Here is a 20,358-nt window from a genome sequence, read left to right on the forward strand (position 1 = left end):
GAAAGATTGTAACGGATAGCCGGAAATAGCTCCTGAAATTCATCAGGATTAATCCTATTTATTCATTATATTTGAGTTAGTAAAGATAAAATATTTCTTATGAAGTCTATAAATCCTATTGATTTTAAAGTTGTTGACAAGATAGAATTGTCAAAATTGCCTACCAATTTAGATATTGGTGCTAGTGATAATAAGAAGGAAGAAAAACTGGACAAGGTGCAGGCCAAGTTAAGCGAGATTCAGGATGTAATGTATGCTCATAATCGCTATGGTGTGCTGATATGTTTACAAGGCATGGACACTTCTGGGAAAGACAGCTTAATTCGGGAAGTTTTCGATGAATTTAATTCTCGCGGAGTTGTGGTGCACAGTTTTAAAACTCCTAATACAACAGAATTAGAACATGATTATTTGTGGCGACACTATTTGGCTTTGCCAGAAAAAGGAAAGTTTGCTGTTTTTAACAGATCTCATTATGAAAATGTTTTAGTCACACGGGTGCACCCTGAATATATCCTAAAGGAAAACTTGCCGGGAATAGATACTGTTTCGGCTATTACGCCTGAGTTTTGGGACAATAGAATGCAGCAAATTAGACATTTTGAGAAACACATTACTCAAAACGGAATTATTGTGCTGAAATTCTTTTTGCACATGAGCAAAGAAGAGCAGAGAAAACGTTTGTTGAGCAGGTTAGAAGATGAGAAAAAAAATTGGAAATTTTCTACTGGGGATTTGGCAGAAAGAGAGCGTTGGGATGATTATATGCATTTTTATGAAGAGGCGATAAATAATACTTCTACGGACTATGCTCCTTGGTATGTGATTCCTGCTGATGATAAGGAAATGTCTCGTTACATTGTTGCCAAAATTATTTGGGAAGAAATGCAAAAACATACGGATATAAAAGAACCACAATTAGATAAAACAGTAATGGAGAATATAGAAAAGTATAAGGAGATTCTAAAGGAAGAGAATTAGTTTGAATATTTTTTCGGTGAAAGTTATTACAAGTTTATTACTTTATTATCAAATTGTTAGTATGTAAATTTATTGGTTTACAGCGTTGGATTTTACAGTAAACTCTTGGCTTTTTATTAATATTCCGTTCATTTGAAGTTAAAATTCAGTTCATTTCTTTGCTTTGAATTTTAAACTATCGACCAAAATGAAAAGAATTATTTTACCAATGTTATTTTTAGTTTCATTAATCTCTTGTGAGAATGATCCTAAATCTTCGAAGGAAACTACAAGTGTAGTTTTAGCAAACCAATCGGTTACTCCAGTATTATTAAAAAAGCAAGCTGGTTTTGAAAACTTAGAACTTTTTTCACTAATTACTTCAGATGATGTTTTAGCAGGAAGTCCAAATTATGTTTTTGGTGGATCAGCGGATGGTTCCGGTTTATTAAAAAATGCAGATGGGACTTTTACTTTCTTAGTAAATCAAGAAGATAATTTTGCGGTTTCAAGAATTACTTTAGACAAGACATTCAAACCTACAAAGGGAGAATATTTGCTGAATTCTAATGGTGGAACCTGGAGATTGTGTGGCGCTACAATGGCTACAGTTGCTGAACATGGTTTTGGTCCGCTTTATTTAACTTGCGGTGAATCTGGAGAAGAATCTCGAACACATGCTTTAAATCCTTATGGAGATGTTGGGTCCAATTCTGTTTCTAAAGAGTTGCCTGGTTTTGGAAGATTAAGCGCTGAGAATGCTTTGCCTTTAAGAAAGTCTGCTTTTGCAGGAAAAACGGTAGTTGTAATAGGTGATGATGATTCCGGAACTTATGGAGGTCAGGTATTCATGTATGTTTCTAATACTGTAGGTGATTTAGCGAATGGTTCTTTATACATGATGAAAAGAACAGATGATAATCAGAGAGAAAAAGATATGGTTGCGGGACAATCGTACTCTGTTTCGTTTGTGAAAATTGAGAATCATACTACAATGACTGGAGCCCAAATTAACGCAGCGGTAAATACACTAAAAGCGATAAAATTTGGTAGAATTGAAGATTTAGATTACAGAAAAGGCGGAGATGCAGCAAATCGTGAAATCTACTTTAATGCTACAGGACAAAATACTACAGGAATAAATGCTGATGCTTCAAGAACTAAATATGGTAGAGTTTACAAATTGAATTTAGACGCTGCTAATCCATTAGTTGGAACTTTGCAAGTAATTCTTGACGGAGACGATCGTACCGGGATTGCTGGAAAATTCCAAAATCCAGATAACATTTGCGTAACTAAAAACTATGTGTATGTTGAAGAAGATGCTAATGGTTATGGTGACGAAACTCATGATGGTTATATTTATCAATACAATATTGCAACTAAACAATTGAAAGTTGTTGTAGAGTTAGATCACCGTCGTGATGCAACCGATGCTGCAAAATATAATGTAGGTGGCGTTAGTAAATTTGGTGATTGGGAATACGGTGCATTGATTGATGTGTCTGAACAATTGGGAATGGATGATACATTTTTATTAAGTGTTCAACCACATACTTGGAGGGGGATAAAATATAAAGGGGTTGATGGAGGAACAAATCGTCCAAATGAAGATCAAGCCAGTCAAATTGTAATAATCAAAGGACTAGCTAGATAATATATTCTAAAGTAAATAGTTACGAAAATCCACGATTTCCTAGTAGGAATCGTGGTTTTTGTTTTCTCTCCATTTTTAAAATTTCTTATGAAAAATTTCTTTTTTCTTTTATTATTGATTTCTCTTTTCTCTTGTAAAAACACACTCAAACATGAAAAAATAATGGATTTGTTTCGATCGGATATTCAGGTTCTTATTCAAGATATTTCTCGATTGGAACTTTTGGTACAATCGGATTCAAAGCCAACACAAATCCAAAAACAATTTCTTCAAGCACATCAAAGCTATAAACGAGTAGAAATGATAAGCGAATATTATTTTCCTGTTGTTTCAAAATCGATTAACGGACCGGCATTAGCCGAGTTTGAAGAAGATGAAGGAAAAACAGTTCCTCCTGAAGGATTTCAAGTTATCGAAGAATTTCTTTTCCCTAAATATGATCCTCGATCAAAAGAGGAACTTCTAAAAGAAATTGGAATTGTTTCGGCTAATTTAAAACGATTGGACAAAGTGTCGCAAACCAATGAACTAACGGATTCCCATATTTTTGATGCGATGCGTTTAGAAGTTTTTAGGATAATCACTTTAGGAATAACTGGATTTGATTCTCCAATTGTTCAAAATTCTATTCCTGAAGCAGTCTCGTCACTAGAAAGTATTGAGGAATATTATCAAATTTATTTGGACAATTCAGAGGATTTGATTGCTAAGTCAGTTTTAAAAACGATTAAAACCGGGAAAGAGTATTTACATAAAAATACCAAGTTTAATGAATTTGACCGCGCTGTTTTTATTCGGGAAATTGCAAACCCGCTGAGTAAAGGTTTGTATAGAACTCAAATGGAATTGAAAATTCCTTTGATTAAAGAAGTAAGAGGATTAAAAACTACCGCCCAAACACTTTTTGATGCAACTGCTTTTGATGCCGAAGCTTTTTCAGGATTTCCAGATTATAAAACTACGCCAGAGAAAATTGAGTTAGGAAAATTGTTATTCAATGATCCTATTTTGTCTGGTAATAATTCCCGTTCGTGTGCTTCCTGCCATCATTCGGAAAATGCATTTACTGACGGATTAGAAAAAGCGGTTTCGTTGGATGGAAAATCATTGGTAAAAAGAAATACACCTACGCTTTCTAACATTGCTTTTCAACGTGTTTTCTTTTCAGATTCTAGAGTTAATTATCTGGAGGATCAAGCGATAGCTGTAATTACAAATGAAAATGAAATGCACGGTTCTTTGAAAAAATCAGTTTTAGCTTTAAAAACTAACGGAAGATATGCGGCTAAATTCCAAAAAGCATTTCCAAAAAAGGCAATTGATGAATTCGCAATAAAAAATGCATTAGCATCTTATATTAGGTCATTGAGTAACTATGATTCAAAGTTTGATGAATTCATGCGAGGAGAGGAGAAATTTGATTTGGATGAGATCGCTGGATTTAATTTATTTGCCGGAAAGGCAAAATGTGCTACTTGTCATTTTATTCCATTAACTAACGGAACAGTGCCTCCAAGTTTTATAAAATCAGAAAGCGAAGTACTGGGCGTTCCCAATGCAAATAAAAAATTAGATGCTGATTTAGGAAGATTCGAATCGACAAAAGCTGAAATTAATAGAAATTCTTTCAAGACTCCCACTATTAGAAATGTAGCATTAACAGCGCCATATATGCATAATGGTGTTTTTAAAACCTTAGAAGAAGTCATAGATTTTTATAATGATGGAGGAGGAAAAGGTTTGGGGTTTAATTTGCCAAATCAAACGCTGCCAGAGGATAAACTGAACTTGACATCTATAGAAAAAAAGCAACTTATTGCCTTTATGAAAACGCTAACGGATAAAAAATATTTAAAAAATTAAAACAAAAAAATGCGCTGAATTTCAGCGCATTTTTTTAAACTAATTCAAAATAGTTTTATAGTTGAAAACCATAAGCTAAACGTACACCAACTTGTCCAACTCCTCTACCAAGAGTACCATTGTTGTTTAAACGATCAAAATGATTGTAATGGGTATAGTTCAAAGAAATATCGATATATTTTGTTGCGTACCCAATACTTGGAGATAACAATAAAGAAGTTTTGTCTCTAGTGTTATCTACATTGCTTACTGCAAATGCAGCTCCAGCTTCTCCCATTACATAAAATTCGTCATTCCATACAAAAGCTTTGAAACCCGCTTTAGCTGGGATAATCCCTAAATCTTTTCCTTCAGTTTGTCCAGGAAAAGTATCAGCTTTGCTTACAAATAAGTTAGTATAACCTGTAGTTAAAGTCAAAGAGTATCTTTTTGATAAATCATATTGCCCTCTTACATCGGCTCCTAATGCTAATTTATAAGGATCATTTGTAGAATAGCCAGCATTTAAACCTACTCCTAAACGAAAACCTTGATCGTAATTTTTAACTTCTTTAACTTCTTGTGCTTGTGCATTGTTAGCGAACATAGCTGAAATCGCTACCACTAATACCATTTTAATTTTTGCTGAAATTTTCATAATTGTAATATTTTGTTTAATAATTGTTTCGTCATTTTGCTTTTACTGTTGCATAATAACTCTGCAAATGTAAGTTTACAGTAAGTTTGAAATGTTATAGAATTATTCGCTTTTGTTATAGAATTCCTTGTTTAATGCAAAAGTCTACTAATAAACAGACGTTATATTTATAATAGTATTGATAAAATTGAAAGCTTCTATTTATCTTTGTCAATAAAAAAGTAAAAGTGAATTTATCTACATATACTAAAGAGTTTTCTTATAATATCAAATTAGCATATCCTGTAATTTTGGGAATGCTTGGACATACTTTAATAGGTATCGTGGATAATTTCATGGTTGGGAAACTAGGGTCGACGGAATTGGCTGCAGTTTCCTTAGGTAATAGTTTCATTTTTATAGCATTATCTTTAGGAATAGGATTTTCTACAGCTATTACGCCATTGGTTTCTGAGGCAAATGCGGAACAAAATGATAAAAAAATTCGTTCGACTTTTCATCATGGTTTATTATTGTGTACCATATTAGGAGTTGTTTTATTTATGGTGACCGTATTGTCTAAACAAATAATGTACTTGATGCATCAACCCAAAGAAGTAGCTGATATGGCCGCTCCTTATATTGATTGGGTTGCATTTTCGTTGATTCCCGTAATTATTTATCAAGGATACAAACAATTTGCTGACGGTTTAGCGCAAACTAAATATTCCATGTATGCTATATTAATGGCTAATGTGGTTCATATATTTTTTAACTATGTATTGATTTATGGGATTTGGATTTTTCCAAAATTAGGAATTCTTGGAGCAGCATTAGGAACCGTGATTTCCAGAATTATGATGGTAGTTTTCATGGATTTATTGATGAGACATAATAAAGCGTTTAAAAGCTATTTCAAAAATTTTAGTTTCAAAGAAATCCGAAAATCAATTCTAAAAAAAATTATCAATCTTGGTTTTCCTTCCGCCATGCAAATGCTTTTTGAAGTAACCTTATTTACTGCCGCAATTTGGCTTTCCGGCTCATTAGGGAAAAACAGTCAAGCAGCAAACCAGATTGCGCTTATCCTAGCTTCATCAACCTTTATGGTTGCAATGGGTTTAAGTGTGACCGCCATGATTAGAGTGAGCCATACTAAGGGAATGAATGATTACAAAAGTTTGATTATTGTAGCAAGATCTATTTTTTTATTGGCAATTATGCTCGAAACTTTTTTCGCATTTATTTTTGTAATTTTTCATAACTTCCTGCCTCATTTATTTTTGAATATGAACGACTCGGCCCAAGCGATTGATAACAGCGAAATCATACTAATAACCGCAAAATTACTTTTAGTGGCTGCGGTTTTTCAAATTTCAGATGGAATTCAAGTTGTAGTGCTTGGAGCTTTAAGAGGTTTACAAGATGTAAAAATTCCTATGTATATTACTTTTGTAGCGTATTGGGTAATTGGTTTTCCTATTTCGTACTATTTGGGAAAATACACTTCATTACAAGCGGTAGGAATTTGGATAGGATTATTGGCAGGATTGTCTTCGGCAGCTTTATTTTTATACATTCGTTTCGCAAAATTAACAAGAAAATTGGTTTTAGAAAATCACAAAGATTAAAATTTTTCTCACAATGTAACTTCTTATTTCTTTTCTCGTATAATAAGTATATTAATCAAACCAATTAAAAAATGATACTATTTATTATTCTTGGAATAATCTTATTAATTTTAAGTTTTACATTAAAAAATGATGCAAATCCCTTTTCTAAATTTTCAGGTATTCTCAAAATAATTGGGGTTCTTCTAATTATTTTGGGAGTTTTTTCTTCTATGTTTAAGCAAATTGATGCGGGTAAAGTAGGAGTAAAATCTTTGTATGGTAGCGTTCAACCAGATGTTTTAGAAAGTGGATTGAATGTGATTAATCCGCTTATGGATGTTACGGAATTCGACATTCAAACCCAAAATTATACCATGTCAGCAGTTCATGGAGAAGGTTCACAACAAGGTGACGACGCCATTCGTGTTTTGTCAAATGATGGACTTGAAGTAGTAATTGACTTAACGGTTTTGTTCCGAGTATCACCAGATGCTGCTCCAAAAATTTTCAAAGAAATTGGAGTAAACTATTCTGATAAAATTGTTCGACCTATTACTAGAACCCGTATTCGTGATAATGCTGTTTATTATGATGCCGTTGCCTTATATTCCACCAAAAGAAATGAATTTCAACAGCGAATTTTTAAAACAATAGAAGCCGATTTCAAATCGAGAGGATTGGTTTTGGAGCAGTTGCTTATTAGAAATATTAATCTTCCTACATCAGTAAAAGCATCTATCGAAAGTAAAATTAATGCAGAGCAAGATGCTCAAAAAATGACTTTTGTTCTTCAAAAAGAAAAACAGGAAGCCGAACGTAAAAGAGTAGAAGCACAAGGTATTGCCGATTATCAACGAATTATTTCAACGGGTTTAACTGACAAGCAATTGCAATACGAACAAATAAAAGCGCAAAAAGAAATTGCAACCTCTACTAACACTAAAATTATTTTTATGAATGGCAGAGGGAATGCGCCGGTAATTCTTTCTGATAAATAGTTTTTTAAAAAGTTTATTCGGTACTTTGGTTATTCGTTTATGCGAATTCAATTTACCAAATTATCAAATCAACAAATTAATAATAAAATGGAATTACCAAAATTTTTACTGGGCGATAACACGGATTTACACGACGATATTTTCATCATTCACTTAGACTATCCACGATTTATAATCAATCTAAAAGATGATGAAGTCGAGTTTATGGAAGAAGCTGAAGATCTTGACGAAGCCGAATTAAATACCGAAATGGAAGGATTAATCGTTCTTGCCAATGAGTTTTACGATAGAGAAATGGAACGTTACGAGAAGGAGTAGAGTTCTTTTTTGAAATGAAACAATCAGTCCCAATTTTTAGAAATAAATTGTTTAAATATATTTTTATTCTCCTCCTTTGGAAGAATTAGAGGAGGAAAAATACTTTCCCAATAACGACTGAGTGGCTGCAAAAGGTGATATTACATCATTTTTGTAGCCGCTTTTTTTATCAGCTACAAGAGCTATTGTCGTTTGTAATGACGGAAATTAACTAAATACCGTCAATATACTGACGGTATTTAGTTAATTTCCGTCAGTTTATTGACGGAATTGAATTGAAATGGTTATATTTGTGTTCAAATGTTAGCTGTTATGGAAGTAAATAGAATATACGAATCACTGATACCTCAGCTGTTAAAACCGAATAAGGTGCTTGTATTATTAGGTGCGAGGCGCGTAGGGAAAACACAATTAATTAATAAAGTTATAAAAAGCACTAAGGAAAAAGTACTCTTTTTAAATGGTGATGATATAGAGACGCACAATATATTAGAAATTCAAAGTACCGCGAATTATATAAGAGTTTTGGGCGATATAAAGTTTCTGGTAGTAGATGAAGCTCAGGAAATTCCAAACATTGGTAGGAAACTCAAATTGATGGTGGATACAATACCAGATTTGAAAGTTTTAATTACAGGCTCATCAGCATTTGAAATTAACAATCAGATTGGAGAACCATTGGTTGGTAGAATGAAAACTATAAGTCTCTATCCTATTTCGCAAATGGAATTTTCAAAACAGGAAAATTATCTGGAAACTATAAACAATCTTGAAGAAAGACTAATCTTTGGAAGTTATCCCGAATTATCAAGTTTGAATAATCGGGACGAAAAAATAAGCTATCTCAAAGAAATTGTAAACAATCACTTACTGAAAGATATTTTGGCATTTGAGGGGATTAAAAAACGGGATAAAATCATTTCATTGCTGCAAATTATTGCTTTTAGGACAGGAAGTGAAGTTTCGTTGGAAAGTATTGGCAGGGATTTGCAAATAAGTAAAAATACTGTTGAAAAATACCTGGATTTGTTTAGTAAGGTCTTTATAATTTATTCTGTTTCGGGCTTTAGCAGAAATCGAGATAACGAAATTACAAAAATGAAAAAATGGTATTTTGTGGATAATGGTATTCGCAATGCGATAATAAATTCCTTCAATCCAATAAACATGAGAGAAGACATTGGTAAATTATGGGAGAATTACCTAAATTCCGAAAGAATAAAAATGCTTCATTATAAAGGGAAATATGTCTTAGACTATTTTTGGAGAACACATACCAAGCAAGAAATAGATAGGATTGAAGAAGTTAATGATCAACTTTTTGCCTTTGAATACAAATGGGGTAAAGGAAAAATAAAAATACCAACGGAATTTGCGAAATCATATCCCAATGCCACATTTGAAATTATAAATCAAGAAAATTATTTAGATTTTATTGTTTAATGAGTGAATTGTGCCGTATTATGTCATTACTAAAAAACAGAATTAGCACTTCGTTCCTAGAAATAATTCATGAAAATTTGCGTAAATATATTTTTATTCTCCTCCTTTGGAAGAATTAGAGGAGGAAAAATACTTTCCCAATAACGACTGAGCGGCTGCAAAAGGTGATATTTCATCATTTTGCACCGCTTTTTTATTGGTTTCAAGCAGCTTGTGAATTTCAGGATGATTGTAAAAATTTAGTTTCAATTGCTCGTTTATGGTTTCCAGCATCCAGTATTGGTTCTGTTCTTTTCGTTTTTCAAAGAAGGAGTTGTTGCCTTTTGTAAGTTCAAGAAACTTTTCAATAGTTTCCCAAACTTCGGGAATGCCGTCATGAGTATAGGCGCTACAGGTTGACGTAGTGGGCGTCCATCCAGATTTTTTAGCAGGGAAAAGATGTAAAGCTCTGTTGAATTCTACTTTGGCTAAAGTCGCTTTTCTAATATTATCACCATCTGCTTTGTTGATTACAATAGCATCTGCCATTTCCATAATTCCGCGTTTGATTCCTTGTAATTCATCGCCTGCACCAGAAATTTTCAATAAAAGAAAGAAATCTACCATACTGTGAACCGCAGTTTCGCTTTGACCCACTCCCACAGTTTCAATTATTATGGTGTCAAACCCACAAGCCTCGCAAAGCGTAATGGTTTCGCGGGTTTTTCGAGCCACACCACCCAAAGTCTCTCCCGAAGCCGAAGGTCGGATATAGGCATTTGGATCTTTTACCAATTCTTCCATACGGGTTTTATCACCCAGAATACTTCCGTGTGAAATCGTACTGCTTGGATCGACGGCAAGAACCGCCACTTTTTTCCCTAAACCAGTTAAATATTTTCCAAAAGCTTCAATAAACGTACTTTTCCCGACGCCGGGAACACCCGTGATTCCTATACGGACCGATTTATTGGCATGAGGTAAACAGGCATTAATTACTTCATTGGCTTTCTCTAAATGGTTGGCATTGGTGCTCTCCACTAAAGTAATTGCCCGACTTAATGCTGTGACGCTTCCCGCTAAAATACCGTCCACTAATTCTGTAGATGAGGGTTGTATTTTTCTAAACTGCTGAATATTTTTCACGGAGATAGAACTAATCATTTCCGGTGGAGAAATTCCAGCTTTCTCATGGAGCGCACTAGGTTGGGATTTTTTGTTTGGCAAAGCGTAAGTTTTGAAAAGTAAAAGTAATGAAAATTACTTATTTTTAAAGTGTTTTTGCGTTCTGCATTGCATAATTTGTAGCTACGTTATAAATTATTCGACCGTGATTTTGTAATAATAGTTATGAAAATTTGCAATTCAAACTTGCTACGTTAGCAAATGAATTAAAGCGATTCTTAATATCAATCCATGTAAACCAACAAAATATCTCAAAACAAAAACTAAAATTATAATTCCCCTGATTGCCAAAGAAATTTTAATAGTATTTTTGTAGTCAATTCTACTCTATGTACAACTTCATTATAATCTTCGTTTTTCTATTGCTTGGAATTATTTTGCAAAAGGTAAAACGTTTTCCAACCAACAGTCATAAAGGGATAAACAACATCGTAATTTACATTTGTCTTCCCGCATTAGCCTTATATTACATACCAAAAATTGAATGGAGTAACGAATTGTTATACCCAATATCCATGGCTTGGATTGGATTTATTGTTTCTTATTTATTTTTTAATCTTTTGGGCCGTAGATTTGGCTGGTCTAAAAAACTCACCGGTTGTCTGATTATAACAGCTGGATTAGGAAATACTTCATTTCTTGGATTTCCCATAATTCAAGCGTTATATGGAGAAGAAGGCATGAAAACTGCAATTTTAGTAGATCAGCCTGGTTCTTTTGTAGTGCTTTCTACTTTGGGGATTTTAGTGGCGACGTTATATTCAACTGGAAGTCCTAACGGCTTTCATATTGCCAAAAAAATCTTGTTCTTTCCACCTTTTATCGCTTTTCTGGGAGCTTGCGTAATGAATGTTTTAAATTTTGATTTCCATGAATACATCCAGTATTTTCTGCAAAAGGTAGGGAGCGCCATGACACCATTAGCAATGCTCTCGGTAGGATTGCAATTACGGTTTGATAAAAGAAGCCAACATTGGAAATTCTTGGGATTTGGACTTTTGTATAAATTAGTGCTGACTCCGGCACTCATATATTTATTGTACGTTGTCATTTTAGACCAGCATTCAACAGCGATGCAAGTTGTGTTAATGGAAGCCGCAATGGCGCCCATGATTACCGCAAGTATCTTAGCTTCGACTCATGGATTAAAACCAAGGTTGAGCAGCATGATGATTGGTTTCGGAATACCGCTGTCATTTATCACGTTAGTTTTTTGGTACTTTATTGTGCAGTTTATTTAATTTTTCAGGAGCTTTTTCCCGCTATCCATTGCAATCTTTATAGGCGTAAACCTTTCAGGATTTACTCCTATAAAGGATTTCCATTTCTATCAGGGCTAAGGGTTTCCGTTTTAACGACTTTTTTTGTGTTCGAAAATTATTTTTATTGCCGGAAAAATTCAACTGCTATTTATTTGTTGAATTTTTAGTACAATTTTAGGGTTTGTTATACGGTTTATTGACGTTAATTCAATAACTTAGACTGTTAGTAATCAATAAAAACAAATCATTATGGCATCATTACGATTAGGCGATATTGCTCCGGATTTTGAAGCAGAAACGACGCAAGGGAAAATAAAATTTCACGAATGGTTAGGTGATTCTTGGGGTGTTTTATTTTCACATCCTGCTGATTTCACGCCAGTTTGCACCACCGAATTAGGAACTGTAGCAAATTATTACCCTGAATTTGAAAAAAGAAATGTAAAAGTTATTGCCTTGAGCGTAGATGGATTAGATTCCCATATGCAATGGATTAAAGACATTAACGAAACTCAAAATACAACAGTCAATTTTCCAATAATTGCCGATGAAGACAAACATATCGCAGAGTTGTATGATATGATTCATCCCAATGCTAATGAAAGTTTTACGGTTCGCTCCGTTTTCATTATTGGCCCAGACAAAAAAATAAAACTGACTTTGACGTATCCCGCTTCTACCGGAAGAAATTTTGATGAATTACTTCGTGTAATTGATAGTTTGCAGTTGACAGCACATTATAGCGTGGCAACTCCGGCTAATTGGAAAGATGGAGAAAGAGTAGTGATTTCAACAGCCATTAAAGACGAAGACATTGCTGCTAAATTTCCAAAAGGATATGAAAGAATAAAACCATATTTAAGAATGACTCCTCAGCCCAACAAGTAGTTTTTATCATGGGAATGTGGAAATAAAAAAAGTACAATGAAACAGTTTCATTGTACTTTTTTAAATTTTAAATAAGAGAAGTTCTTTCCCTATTAGTTTCTGCAGTTCAGTCGTCTTACACTAAATTCTTTATTTTGGCATATTGCAATAACATAATTGTTTTTGCATCTTTTATTTCTCCTGATTCAATCATAGCATAGGCCTGATCATAGGACATTTCCATCACATCTATATTTTCCTCTTCATGTGCAACTCCGCCGCCTGCGCTGACTTTCATGGAGTCGTTATATTCCCCAACAAATAAGTATAAAATTTCCGTTACGGCACCAGGAGACATGTAGGTTTCCATTACTTTCTGAACCTTAGTAAGTCGATAGCCAGTTTCTTCTTCGGTTTCTCTAATGATACATTGTTCTGGATGATCTTCGTCCAAAAGTCCTGCGCAAACTTCAATCATCATTCCGGTTTCATTTCCGTTGAGATACGTTGGTAAGCGAAACTGTCGTGTTAAAATTACTGTTTTTTGTTTTGTATTATAAAGTAGAATAGCCGCTCCATTTCCACGATCATAGACTTCACGTTTTTGGGTTGTCCAAGATTCGTCTTTTTTTTGATAATCAAAAGTTACTTTGTTTAAAATATACCAGTTATCAGAAAGCAATTCGGTTTTTTGTATTTTAATAGTTGGATTTTTCATTCGTAGGAATTGATTTATATACTAAAAAAAACGCTCTGAATTTTCAGAGCGTTAAGTAATTTTATTTAAGAATAGTTTGCTTTCTGTCTGGTCCCACAGAAACTATTTTGATAGGAACTTCCACTTCTTTTTCAATGAACTCTATATATTCTTTTAATTCAATTGGCAATTCATCGTAAGTTGTCATACCAGTTAAATCAGCTTTCCAACCTTTGAATTCTTGGTAAACAGGAGTAACGTTTTCTGGATCGATGTTGTATGGGAAGTGAGAAATTTTCACTCCTTTATAAATGTATTCCGTGCATACTTTCAAAGTTTCAAAACCCGAAAGAACATCACCTTTCATCATCATTAATTGAGTTACACCATTGACTTGAACAGCATACTTTAGCGCTACTAAATCTAACCAACCACAACGTCTTTGTCTTCCTGTAACAGATCCAAATTCATTTCCTACACGTGCCATAGTTACGCCATCTTCGTCAAAAAGTTCTGTTGGAAATGGGCCGCTACCTACGCGTGTTACGTAAGCTTTGAAAATTCCGTACACTTCTTTAATTTTATTTGGAGCAATTCCTAAACCGGTACAAGCACCAGCCGCAGTAGTGTTTGATGAAGTTACAAATGGATAAGTTCCAAAATCAACATCTAGTAATGAACCTTGAGCTCCTTCACATAATATTGATTTACCTGCTCTTTGCGCTTGGTTTAAATATTCTTCGCTATCAATAAAATCTAATTTTTTTAATTCTTCAATCGCTTCAAAAAATTCTTTTTCTAATTCAGCTAAGTTGTATTGAATGTCAACATTATAAAATGCAATCATCGCTTCATGCTTATCAGCCAAAGCTCTATAACGGTCTGCAAAATCTTCTAATTCAATGTCTCCCACACGAATTCCGTTTCTTCCAGTTTTGTCCATATAAGTTGGACCAATTCCTTTTAATGTAGAACCAATTTTTGCTTTTCCTTTCGAAGCTTCAGAAGCTGCATCTAACAAGCGGTGTGTAGGTAAAATTAAATGTGCTTTTCTTGAAATGATTAATTTTGACTTTAAATCTAAGTTGAATTTTGCTAATCCGTCAATTTCACTTTTAAAAACTACAGGATCAATTACAACTCCATTACCAATAATGTTTATGTTATTCGAATGAAAAATTCCAGAAGGAATGGTTCTAAGTACATGTTTTATTCCGTCAAATTCCAAAGTGTGTCCAGCATTTGGTCCACCTTGAAAACGAGCAATAATATCATAATTTGAAGTAAGAACATCAACAATTTTTCCTTTTCCTTCATCTCCCCATTGTAATCCTAGTAATAAATCTACGGTCATTCTATATGTTATTTGTAGTTAATTTTTAATATAAAGCACAACTTCTTAGCTGTCCGAACTCTCTTTTTGTTTTTTTATTCCATACAAATATAAGGAATGGTTGGTAATCTCTATATCGAATATTTCTTCGATCGTTTTCTTAATACTTTGAATTCTTGGATCACAAAACTCAATTACTTCACCAGTATCGGTCATAATGATGTGATCGTGTTGCTTATCGAAATATGATTTTTCGTAATGTGCTTGGTTTTGACCAAATTGGTGTTTACGCACCAAAGCACAATCTAATAACAATTCGATTGTGTTATAAAGCGTTGCCCTGCTCACACGATAGTTTTTGTTTTTCATTTTGATATACAGATTCTCTACATCAAAATGTTCTTCACTTTCGTAAATTTCCTGAAGGATTGCGTAACGTTCAGGAGTTTTGCGGTGTCCTTTATTTTCAAGATACATTGTAAAAACATTTTTTACAATTTCTTGGTTTTTGTTATTATCAGTGGAAATGAGTGTCATATCTGGCAAAGATAAATTTTTATTTTTTAAAGTTTAAAGTTTAGCGTTTAAAGTTGAAAAATCAAATCGTTTAAAAATGGACTAATTTGGCTTTCTGTTTCATTTCAAGTTGTAAATTTTGCTTATAATAAATGTAATAATCAAATTTTAAAACTTTAAACGTAATCTTTCTTAGGTTTTATAAACTCTTGTTACTTTATCGATTCCGTCAATCTTTTTGATATTACTGATCATTTTTTTCAAAATCGTATTGTTTTGAACAATTACGGCTACTTGTCCATGGAAAATTCCAGCATCAGTACTCAAAGAAATACTTTGAATATTTACATGCATATTATTTGAAATGACTTTTGTTAACTGATTTGTTAGTCCCAATATGTCCATTCCGGTGATGTTTATTATTGCTTTGAATTCTTCCTGAGAAGAGTCAATCCATTTGGCAGTCAAAATTCGATACGCATAATTTGATTGCATCCCTATGGCATTTGGACAATCTTTTTTATGAACTTTAATTCCTTCATTTATGGTTACAAAACCAAAAACATCATCACCAGGAATTGGATTGCAACAAGGAGATAATTTATAATCTAATTTGTCGTGTTCTTTACCAAAAACAAGCATGTCATAACTGCTGCTTATTACTGGTTTATGAATATCTTCATCGGCTGTGCTGCTTGTAGAACGTTTTATTTTACTTTTGAAAAAATTTATAAAAGTGTTGCTTTTTTGGGCAGCGTAATCTTTAAGTTGTTGGTTTTCTATAGCGCCAATCCCAACTCTATAAAATAAATCTAAACTGGTTTTTAGTTTAAAAAAATTAACTAATTCATTGACAACTGATTCGTTTAGAGTTATTTTTAAATGTTTTAATTTTCGAGTTAACAGCTCTTTCCCCTCTTCACCAATTTTTTTAGTGTTTTCGTTTAGAACGTTTTTTATTTTAGTTTTGGCTCTTGAAGTCGTTACATAATCGAGCCAGTTGGGCGTTGGTTTTTGATGCTGGGAAGTAATAACTTCAATTTGATCGCCACTTTTTAGCTCATGGTTTAACGGTACTAATTTTCCATTAACACGCGTTCCCCGAGTACGAATTCCAATTTCTGAGTGAATACTGAAAGCAAAGTCGAGTGAAGTGGCGCCTTTTGGCAAGGATTTAATTTCTCCTTTTGGAGTAAATACAAAGATTTCTTTGGAATATAAATTCATTTTGAAATCTTCCACAAAATCCACCGCATTAGTCTCAGAATTTTCTAAAGCTTCTTTTAGTAAATTCAGCCATACATCCAAACCGCTTTCTTCGGTAGCACCATTTTTATATTTATAATGAGCGGCGTATCCTTTTTCTGCAATTTCGTCCATACGTTCACTTCTCACTTGCACTTCGACCCAGCGACCTTTTGGCCCCATTACGGTAATGTGCAAAGCTTCGTAACCTGTCGATTTTGGTGATGAAATCCAATCACGTAATCGACTCGGACTTGGTCGGTAATGATCTGTTACTATAGAATATATTTTCCAAGCTATAAATTTCTCATCATGTGGATTTGATTTGTAAACTATGCGAAGTGCAAATTTATCATAGACTTCATCAAAGCTTACGTTTTGCGCTTTCATTTTTCGACGAATCGAATAAATAGATTTTGGACGACCTTTTATAATGTAGTCTACCTCCTCTGCGTCTAATGAAGTTTTAAGAACTTCCGAAATATCAGCAATGTACGCATCTTGTTCTTCTTTCGTTTCTTTTATTTTGCTTAAAATCTCATTATAAACGGCTGGCTCAGTATATTTTAATCCTAAATCTTCCAGTTTTGTTTTAATGTTATATAAACCCAAACGGTGAGCGAGTGGAGCATATATGTATAAGGTTTCAGATGCGATTTTAGTTTGTTTGTCTTCTTGCATCGAATCCATGGTCTGCATGTTGTGCAAACGATCGGCTAATTTTATCAGAATTACACGTACATCATCATTAAGCGTTAGAATCATTTTACGGAAATTCTCGGCTTGCAATGAGGCATTCAAATCTTTCTGGACCAAGGATATTTTAGTCAAACCTTCAACCAGTTGCGCGATTTTAGGATTAAATAGACGCTCAATATCTTGCACTGTCATCAGTGTGTCTTCAACAACATCGTGCAACAATGCGGCTGCGATTGAAGTCGCTCCCAAACCAATTTCTGATGCAACAATTTTTGCTACAGCAATAGGATGGAAGATGTAGGCTTCGCCCGATTTTCGTCGCTGATCTTTATGGGCATCAACGGAAACGTCAAAAGCCTTGCGAATCAGTTTTTTATCTTCATCGCTTAATGTTTGGTAGCTTATACGGAGTAACTCTTTATATTCTTGAGCAATTGCTTTATTTTCTTTTTCTATATCAATTTCTATCATAACGGCATGGTTCAATCTCTAAAAATAGAAATTAGTTAGGAGATATACAAGGATTACTTGTTTTTTTGACTTAGGATTTAATTACCGGAAACAGTATTTTTAGATATATTATTTTCTACCCTTTTGAAATCTAAATCCTGAAAATCATAACTAAAATCGGTCAGCTCAGAAATTGGTTTCATTTTTATACCTATTGCATTTCCAGCTGCATCATATTCAAAAAATAAATGGGCATCAGCATGAAAGTATGCATTATTCCATTTCACAACAAAATTTCCTTCCTTGTAGAAAAAAACTTCTCCAGTAAGCTGAGGTGAACGAGCTGAAGCAAAATATAATTTTCCTTTCTTTTCAGAAATAGTGATTGCACCAAACCAATTATCATTAAAAGTTCCTTTTAGCGTTTTGAAATCTATTTTGATTTTATCTTTTTTATTTTTTGCAACAGCAGCCCATACTTCATCCGTAACTTTATCGGCGCTTTCTACGTTAGCTTTTAATTTGTTACTGTAAATTGTAACATAATCGTCGGACTTAATTCCCAAATAACTATCTTTAATCGTGTTGGTAATTGCGTTAAATGCTGCTCCGGATTGCTGGTTCGTCAATACAATAATACCCAATTGTAACTCTGGTATCAAAGTGACTTGGGTTACAATTCCTTCAAGTCCCCCGGTATGCGAAGCTTGTTTATAGCCTTTTACGTCACTCAAAAACCAACCTAATCCGTACCCGCTAAAGTGAGTGTTATAAGGTGCTTTTGTGCTTACAGGAATTATAGTTTGCAATTGCCACATTTGATTATGTTCTTTTTCAGAGAATAATTGCTTGTTTACAGCACCATATTTTCCGTTATTCATTTGCATAATGGTCCATTTGCTTAAATCATTAACACTGGAATAAATTCCCGCCGCCGCATCAAAAAGATGATTTTGATAGCGTTTGATTACTTTTAGTTTTCCATCAATTGGAACATGAGGCGCAATTATGTTTGTTGTATCTTTTAATCTTAAAAAAGAAGCGGCACTATTGTTCATTTCCAATGGTTTCATAATGCGTTCTTCAATAAAATCGCACCAACTTTTGCCACTTGCAACATGAATCACCTCTCCGGCAACAATGTATAGTAAATTATCATAATCGTATTTGGTTCTAAAAGCAGAAACCGGTTTTAAATACTGCAAATTTTGGACAATATCTTGTGCGGTAAAATTACTTCCGTCAGGCCAAATCATTAAATCGCCGGCGCCAAGACCAAGTCCGCTCCTGTGAGTCAATAAATCCCGAATCGTAAATTCTTGGGTTACATACTCATTGTACATTTTAAAATTGGGAAGGTATTTAATTACTTTATCATCCCATTTTATTTTGCCTTCATCTACTAACATCGCTAATGCTGCGCTTGTAAAAGCTTTACTGTTCGATGCAATTCCAAAAAGGGTATTGGCATTGACTTTTTCTTTTGTCAAAATTGATTTTACACCGTACCCTTTTGCTAGAACTATTTTTCCATCTTTTACAATGGCAACAGCAATTCCAGGAACATTGAATGCTGTTAAAGTCCGATTCACTAACTCATCCACTTGGGTTGAACTAATCTGGGCGAAAGAAAACGTGGTTGAAATTAATGTTATTGCAACGAATAATTTGTTTTTCATATTATCTAAGTATTTTATAAAATGGTAAATCTTTACTATTTTTTGTTTTTAAATCTGCAATCAAAAATCTAAAAACCTCTTTGTCTTTTGGCTTCAAAAATTAAAATCGCTGCTGCAACCGAAACATTCATAGAATCGATTTCGCCTTGCATTGGAATAATGATATTTTGCATGGCTTGCGTCCGCCATTCTTCGGTTAAGCCGGTCGCTTCTGTACCAACAACTAACGCCGTTGGCAAAGTATAATCTTGAGTATGATACGAAGTTGAATTTTGTAAAGTAGCACAATAAAAATTTATTTTTTTTTCTTTCAAAAAAGCAATAATTTCGGATGTTGTTCCAGTTGCAATTTGATTCGTAAACAAACAACCTACGCTGGAACGCACCACATTTGGATTGTATAAATCACTTTTTGGATTGGCAATAATCACTGCGTCCAGATGAGCAGCATCAGCTGTACGTAATAAAGCACCAATGTTTCCCGGTTTTTCCGGCGCTTCAGCAACAAGAATTAAAGGATTTTCAGATAATTTTAAATCGGATAACTGTTGTGATTTTGTTTTGGCTACAGCCAAAACACCTTCGGTAGTATCCCGGTATGCCAGTTTTTGATAAACATCCTTATTAATTTCTATTAACTCGGTATTTGAGGATAACTTTCTGGCTTCGGTTTCAGAACAAATTTCGGGCAAAAACAATATCGTTTCCATTTCGTAACCACCTTTAATGGCTAATGAAATTTCGCGTTTTCCCTCAATTAAAAAAGTTCCAGATTGTTTGCGTGATTTTGCTTTTTCCTGCAATTGCACCAAAGATTTTATGAATGGATTTTGTGCGGAAGTTATTTGTTTCAAAAGATTCGTTTTATTTATGGTTTAACAAAGATACATAGAGATAATTCAGTTTTATATATTTAGAAAGGAATATTTGTGAATCAAAAAACAGATTGGTTAATTGTATCGGGAACAATTAGTTTTC

The 20,358-nt window shown here is 33.7% G+C and carries 17 protein-coding genes; 9 read left to right on the forward strand and 8 right to left on the reverse strand.

What is annotated here, in order from left to right; genetic code table 11:
* Positions 1 to 99 precede the first annotated feature (99 nt).
* From IWX84_RS10190 to IWX84_RS10200, 3 genes are all read left to right on the forward strand, one after another.
* Positions 100 to 981: a PPK2 family polyphosphate kinase gene (locus IWX84_RS10190; RefSeq protein WP_196850643.1), complete on the forward strand. Its 882-nt coding sequence runs from the start codon at positions 100 to 102 to the stop codon at positions 979 to 981.
* A gap of 187 nt (positions 982 to 1,168) precedes the next feature.
* On the forward strand, positions 1,169 to 2,617 hold the full coding sequence (locus tag IWX84_RS10195) for a hypothetical protein (RefSeq protein ID WP_196850644.1): 1,449 nt from the start codon (positions 1,169 to 1,171) through the stop codon (positions 2,615 to 2,617).
* Between the two features lie 87 nt (positions 2,618 to 2,704).
* Positions 2,705 to 4,480, forward strand: coding sequence for a cytochrome c peroxidase (locus tag IWX84_RS10200; protein ID WP_196850645.1), 1,776 nt, complete (start codon positions 2,705 to 2,707; stop codon positions 4,478 to 4,480).
* Positions 4,481 to 4,535: 55 nt separating this feature from the next.
* On the opposite strand, the gene IWX84_RS10205 is transcribed toward IWX84_RS10200, so the two are convergent.
* Positions 4,536 to 5,117: a hypothetical protein gene (locus IWX84_RS10205; RefSeq protein ID WP_196850646.1), complete on the reverse strand. Its 582-nt coding sequence runs from the start codon at positions 5,115 to 5,117 to the stop codon at positions 4,536 to 4,538.
* Positions 5,118 to 5,344: 227 nt separating this feature from the next.
* Between IWX84_RS10205 and IWX84_RS10210 the strand changes: the two genes are divergently transcribed.
* From IWX84_RS10210 to IWX84_RS10225, 4 genes are all read left to right on the forward strand, one after another.
* A complete protein-coding gene (locus IWX84_RS10210; RefSeq protein WP_196850647.1) occupies positions 5,345 to 6,727 on the forward strand; it encodes an MATE family efflux transporter in 1,383 nt (460 codons plus the stop codon).
* Between the two features lie 71 nt (positions 6,728 to 6,798).
* Positions 6,799 to 7,707, forward strand: a complete 909-nt coding sequence (locus IWX84_RS10215) for a prohibitin family protein (RefSeq protein ID WP_196850648.1) — start codon at positions 6,799 to 6,801, stop codon at positions 7,705 to 7,707.
* A gap of 87 nt (positions 7,708 to 7,794) precedes the next feature.
* The gene (locus IWX84_RS10220) at positions 7,795 to 8,025 is read left to right on the forward strand and encodes a hypothetical protein (RefSeq protein ID WP_196850649.1); all 231 of its coding nucleotides are present in this window, start codon (positions 7,795 to 7,797) and stop codon (positions 8,023 to 8,025) included.
* A 369-nt stretch (positions 8,026 to 8,394) separates the two neighbouring features.
* Entirely contained in the window at positions 8,395 to 9,468 is a 1,074-nt protein-coding gene (locus IWX84_RS10225) for an ATP-binding protein (protein ID WP_317192117.1), read from the forward strand.
* A 93-nt stretch (positions 9,469 to 9,561) separates the two neighbouring features.
* Here the strand turns inward: IWX84_RS10225 and meaB are convergent, their stop codons facing one another.
* Positions 9,562 to 10,674, reverse strand: a complete 1,113-nt coding sequence (gene meaB / locus IWX84_RS10230; protein WP_196850651.1) for a methylmalonyl Co-A mutase-associated GTPase MeaB — start codon at positions 10,672 to 10,674, stop codon at positions 9,562 to 9,564.
* A 287-nt stretch (positions 10,675 to 10,961) separates the two neighbouring features.
* Between meaB and IWX84_RS10235 the strand changes: the two genes are divergently transcribed.
* Both IWX84_RS10235 and IWX84_RS10240 read left to right on the forward strand, forming a co-directional pair.
* Entirely contained in the window at positions 10,962 to 11,873 is a 912-nt protein-coding gene (locus IWX84_RS10235; protein ID WP_196850652.1) for an AEC family transporter, read from the forward strand.
* Between the two features lie 270 nt (positions 11,874 to 12,143).
* Positions 12,144 to 12,782, forward strand: coding sequence for a peroxiredoxin (locus IWX84_RS10240; RefSeq protein ID WP_196850653.1), 639 nt, complete (start codon positions 12,144 to 12,146; stop codon positions 12,780 to 12,782).
* Between the two features lie 115 nt (positions 12,783 to 12,897).
* On the opposite strand, the gene nudK is transcribed toward IWX84_RS10240, so the two are convergent.
* The 6 genes from nudK to IWX84_RS10270 all read right to left on the reverse strand — a co-directional run bounded on the left by nudK (position 12,898) and on the right by IWX84_RS10270 (position 20,234).
* Positions 12,898 to 13,479 carry a GDP-mannose pyrophosphatase NudK gene (nudK, locus tag IWX84_RS10245; RefSeq protein WP_196850654.1) on the reverse strand — a complete coding sequence of 194 codons (582 nt, stop codon included), beginning with the start codon at positions 13,477 to 13,479 and terminating at the stop codon, positions 12,898 to 12,900.
* A 61-nt stretch (positions 13,480 to 13,540) separates the two neighbouring features.
* A complete protein-coding gene (locus IWX84_RS10250; protein WP_196850655.1) occupies positions 13,541 to 14,812 on the reverse strand; it encodes an adenylosuccinate synthase in 1,272 nt (423 codons plus the stop codon).
* 45 nt (positions 14,813 to 14,857) lie between these two features.
* Positions 14,858 to 15,328 carry a Fur family transcriptional regulator gene (locus tag IWX84_RS10255; protein WP_196850656.1) on the reverse strand — a complete coding sequence of 157 codons (471 nt, stop codon included), beginning with the start codon at positions 15,326 to 15,328 and terminating at the stop codon, positions 14,858 to 14,860.
* A 171-nt stretch (positions 15,329 to 15,499) separates the two neighbouring features.
* Positions 15,500 to 17,722: a RelA/SpoT family protein gene (locus tag IWX84_RS10260; protein WP_196850657.1), complete on the reverse strand. Its 2,223-nt coding sequence runs from the start codon at positions 17,720 to 17,722 to the stop codon at positions 15,500 to 15,502.
* Positions 17,723 to 17,799: 77 nt separating this feature from the next.
* Positions 17,800 to 19,380 (reverse strand): serine hydrolase, encoded by a 1,581-nt coding sequence (locus IWX84_RS10265; RefSeq protein ID WP_196850658.1) that lies wholly within the window; start codon positions 19,378 to 19,380, stop codon positions 17,800 to 17,802.
* A gap of 68 nt (positions 19,381 to 19,448) precedes the next feature.
* The gene (locus IWX84_RS10270; RefSeq protein ID WP_196850659.1) at positions 19,449 to 20,234 is read right to left on the reverse strand and encodes a TrmH family RNA methyltransferase; all 786 of its coding nucleotides are present in this window, start codon (positions 20,232 to 20,234) and stop codon (positions 19,449 to 19,451) included.
* Between the last annotated feature and the right edge of the window lie 124 nt (positions 20,235 to 20,358).

The organism is Flavobacterium sp. CG_9.10, from assembly GCF_015752245.1.
Classification (GTDB): domain Bacteria; phylum Bacteroidota; class Bacteroidia; order Flavobacteriales; family Flavobacteriaceae; genus Flavobacterium.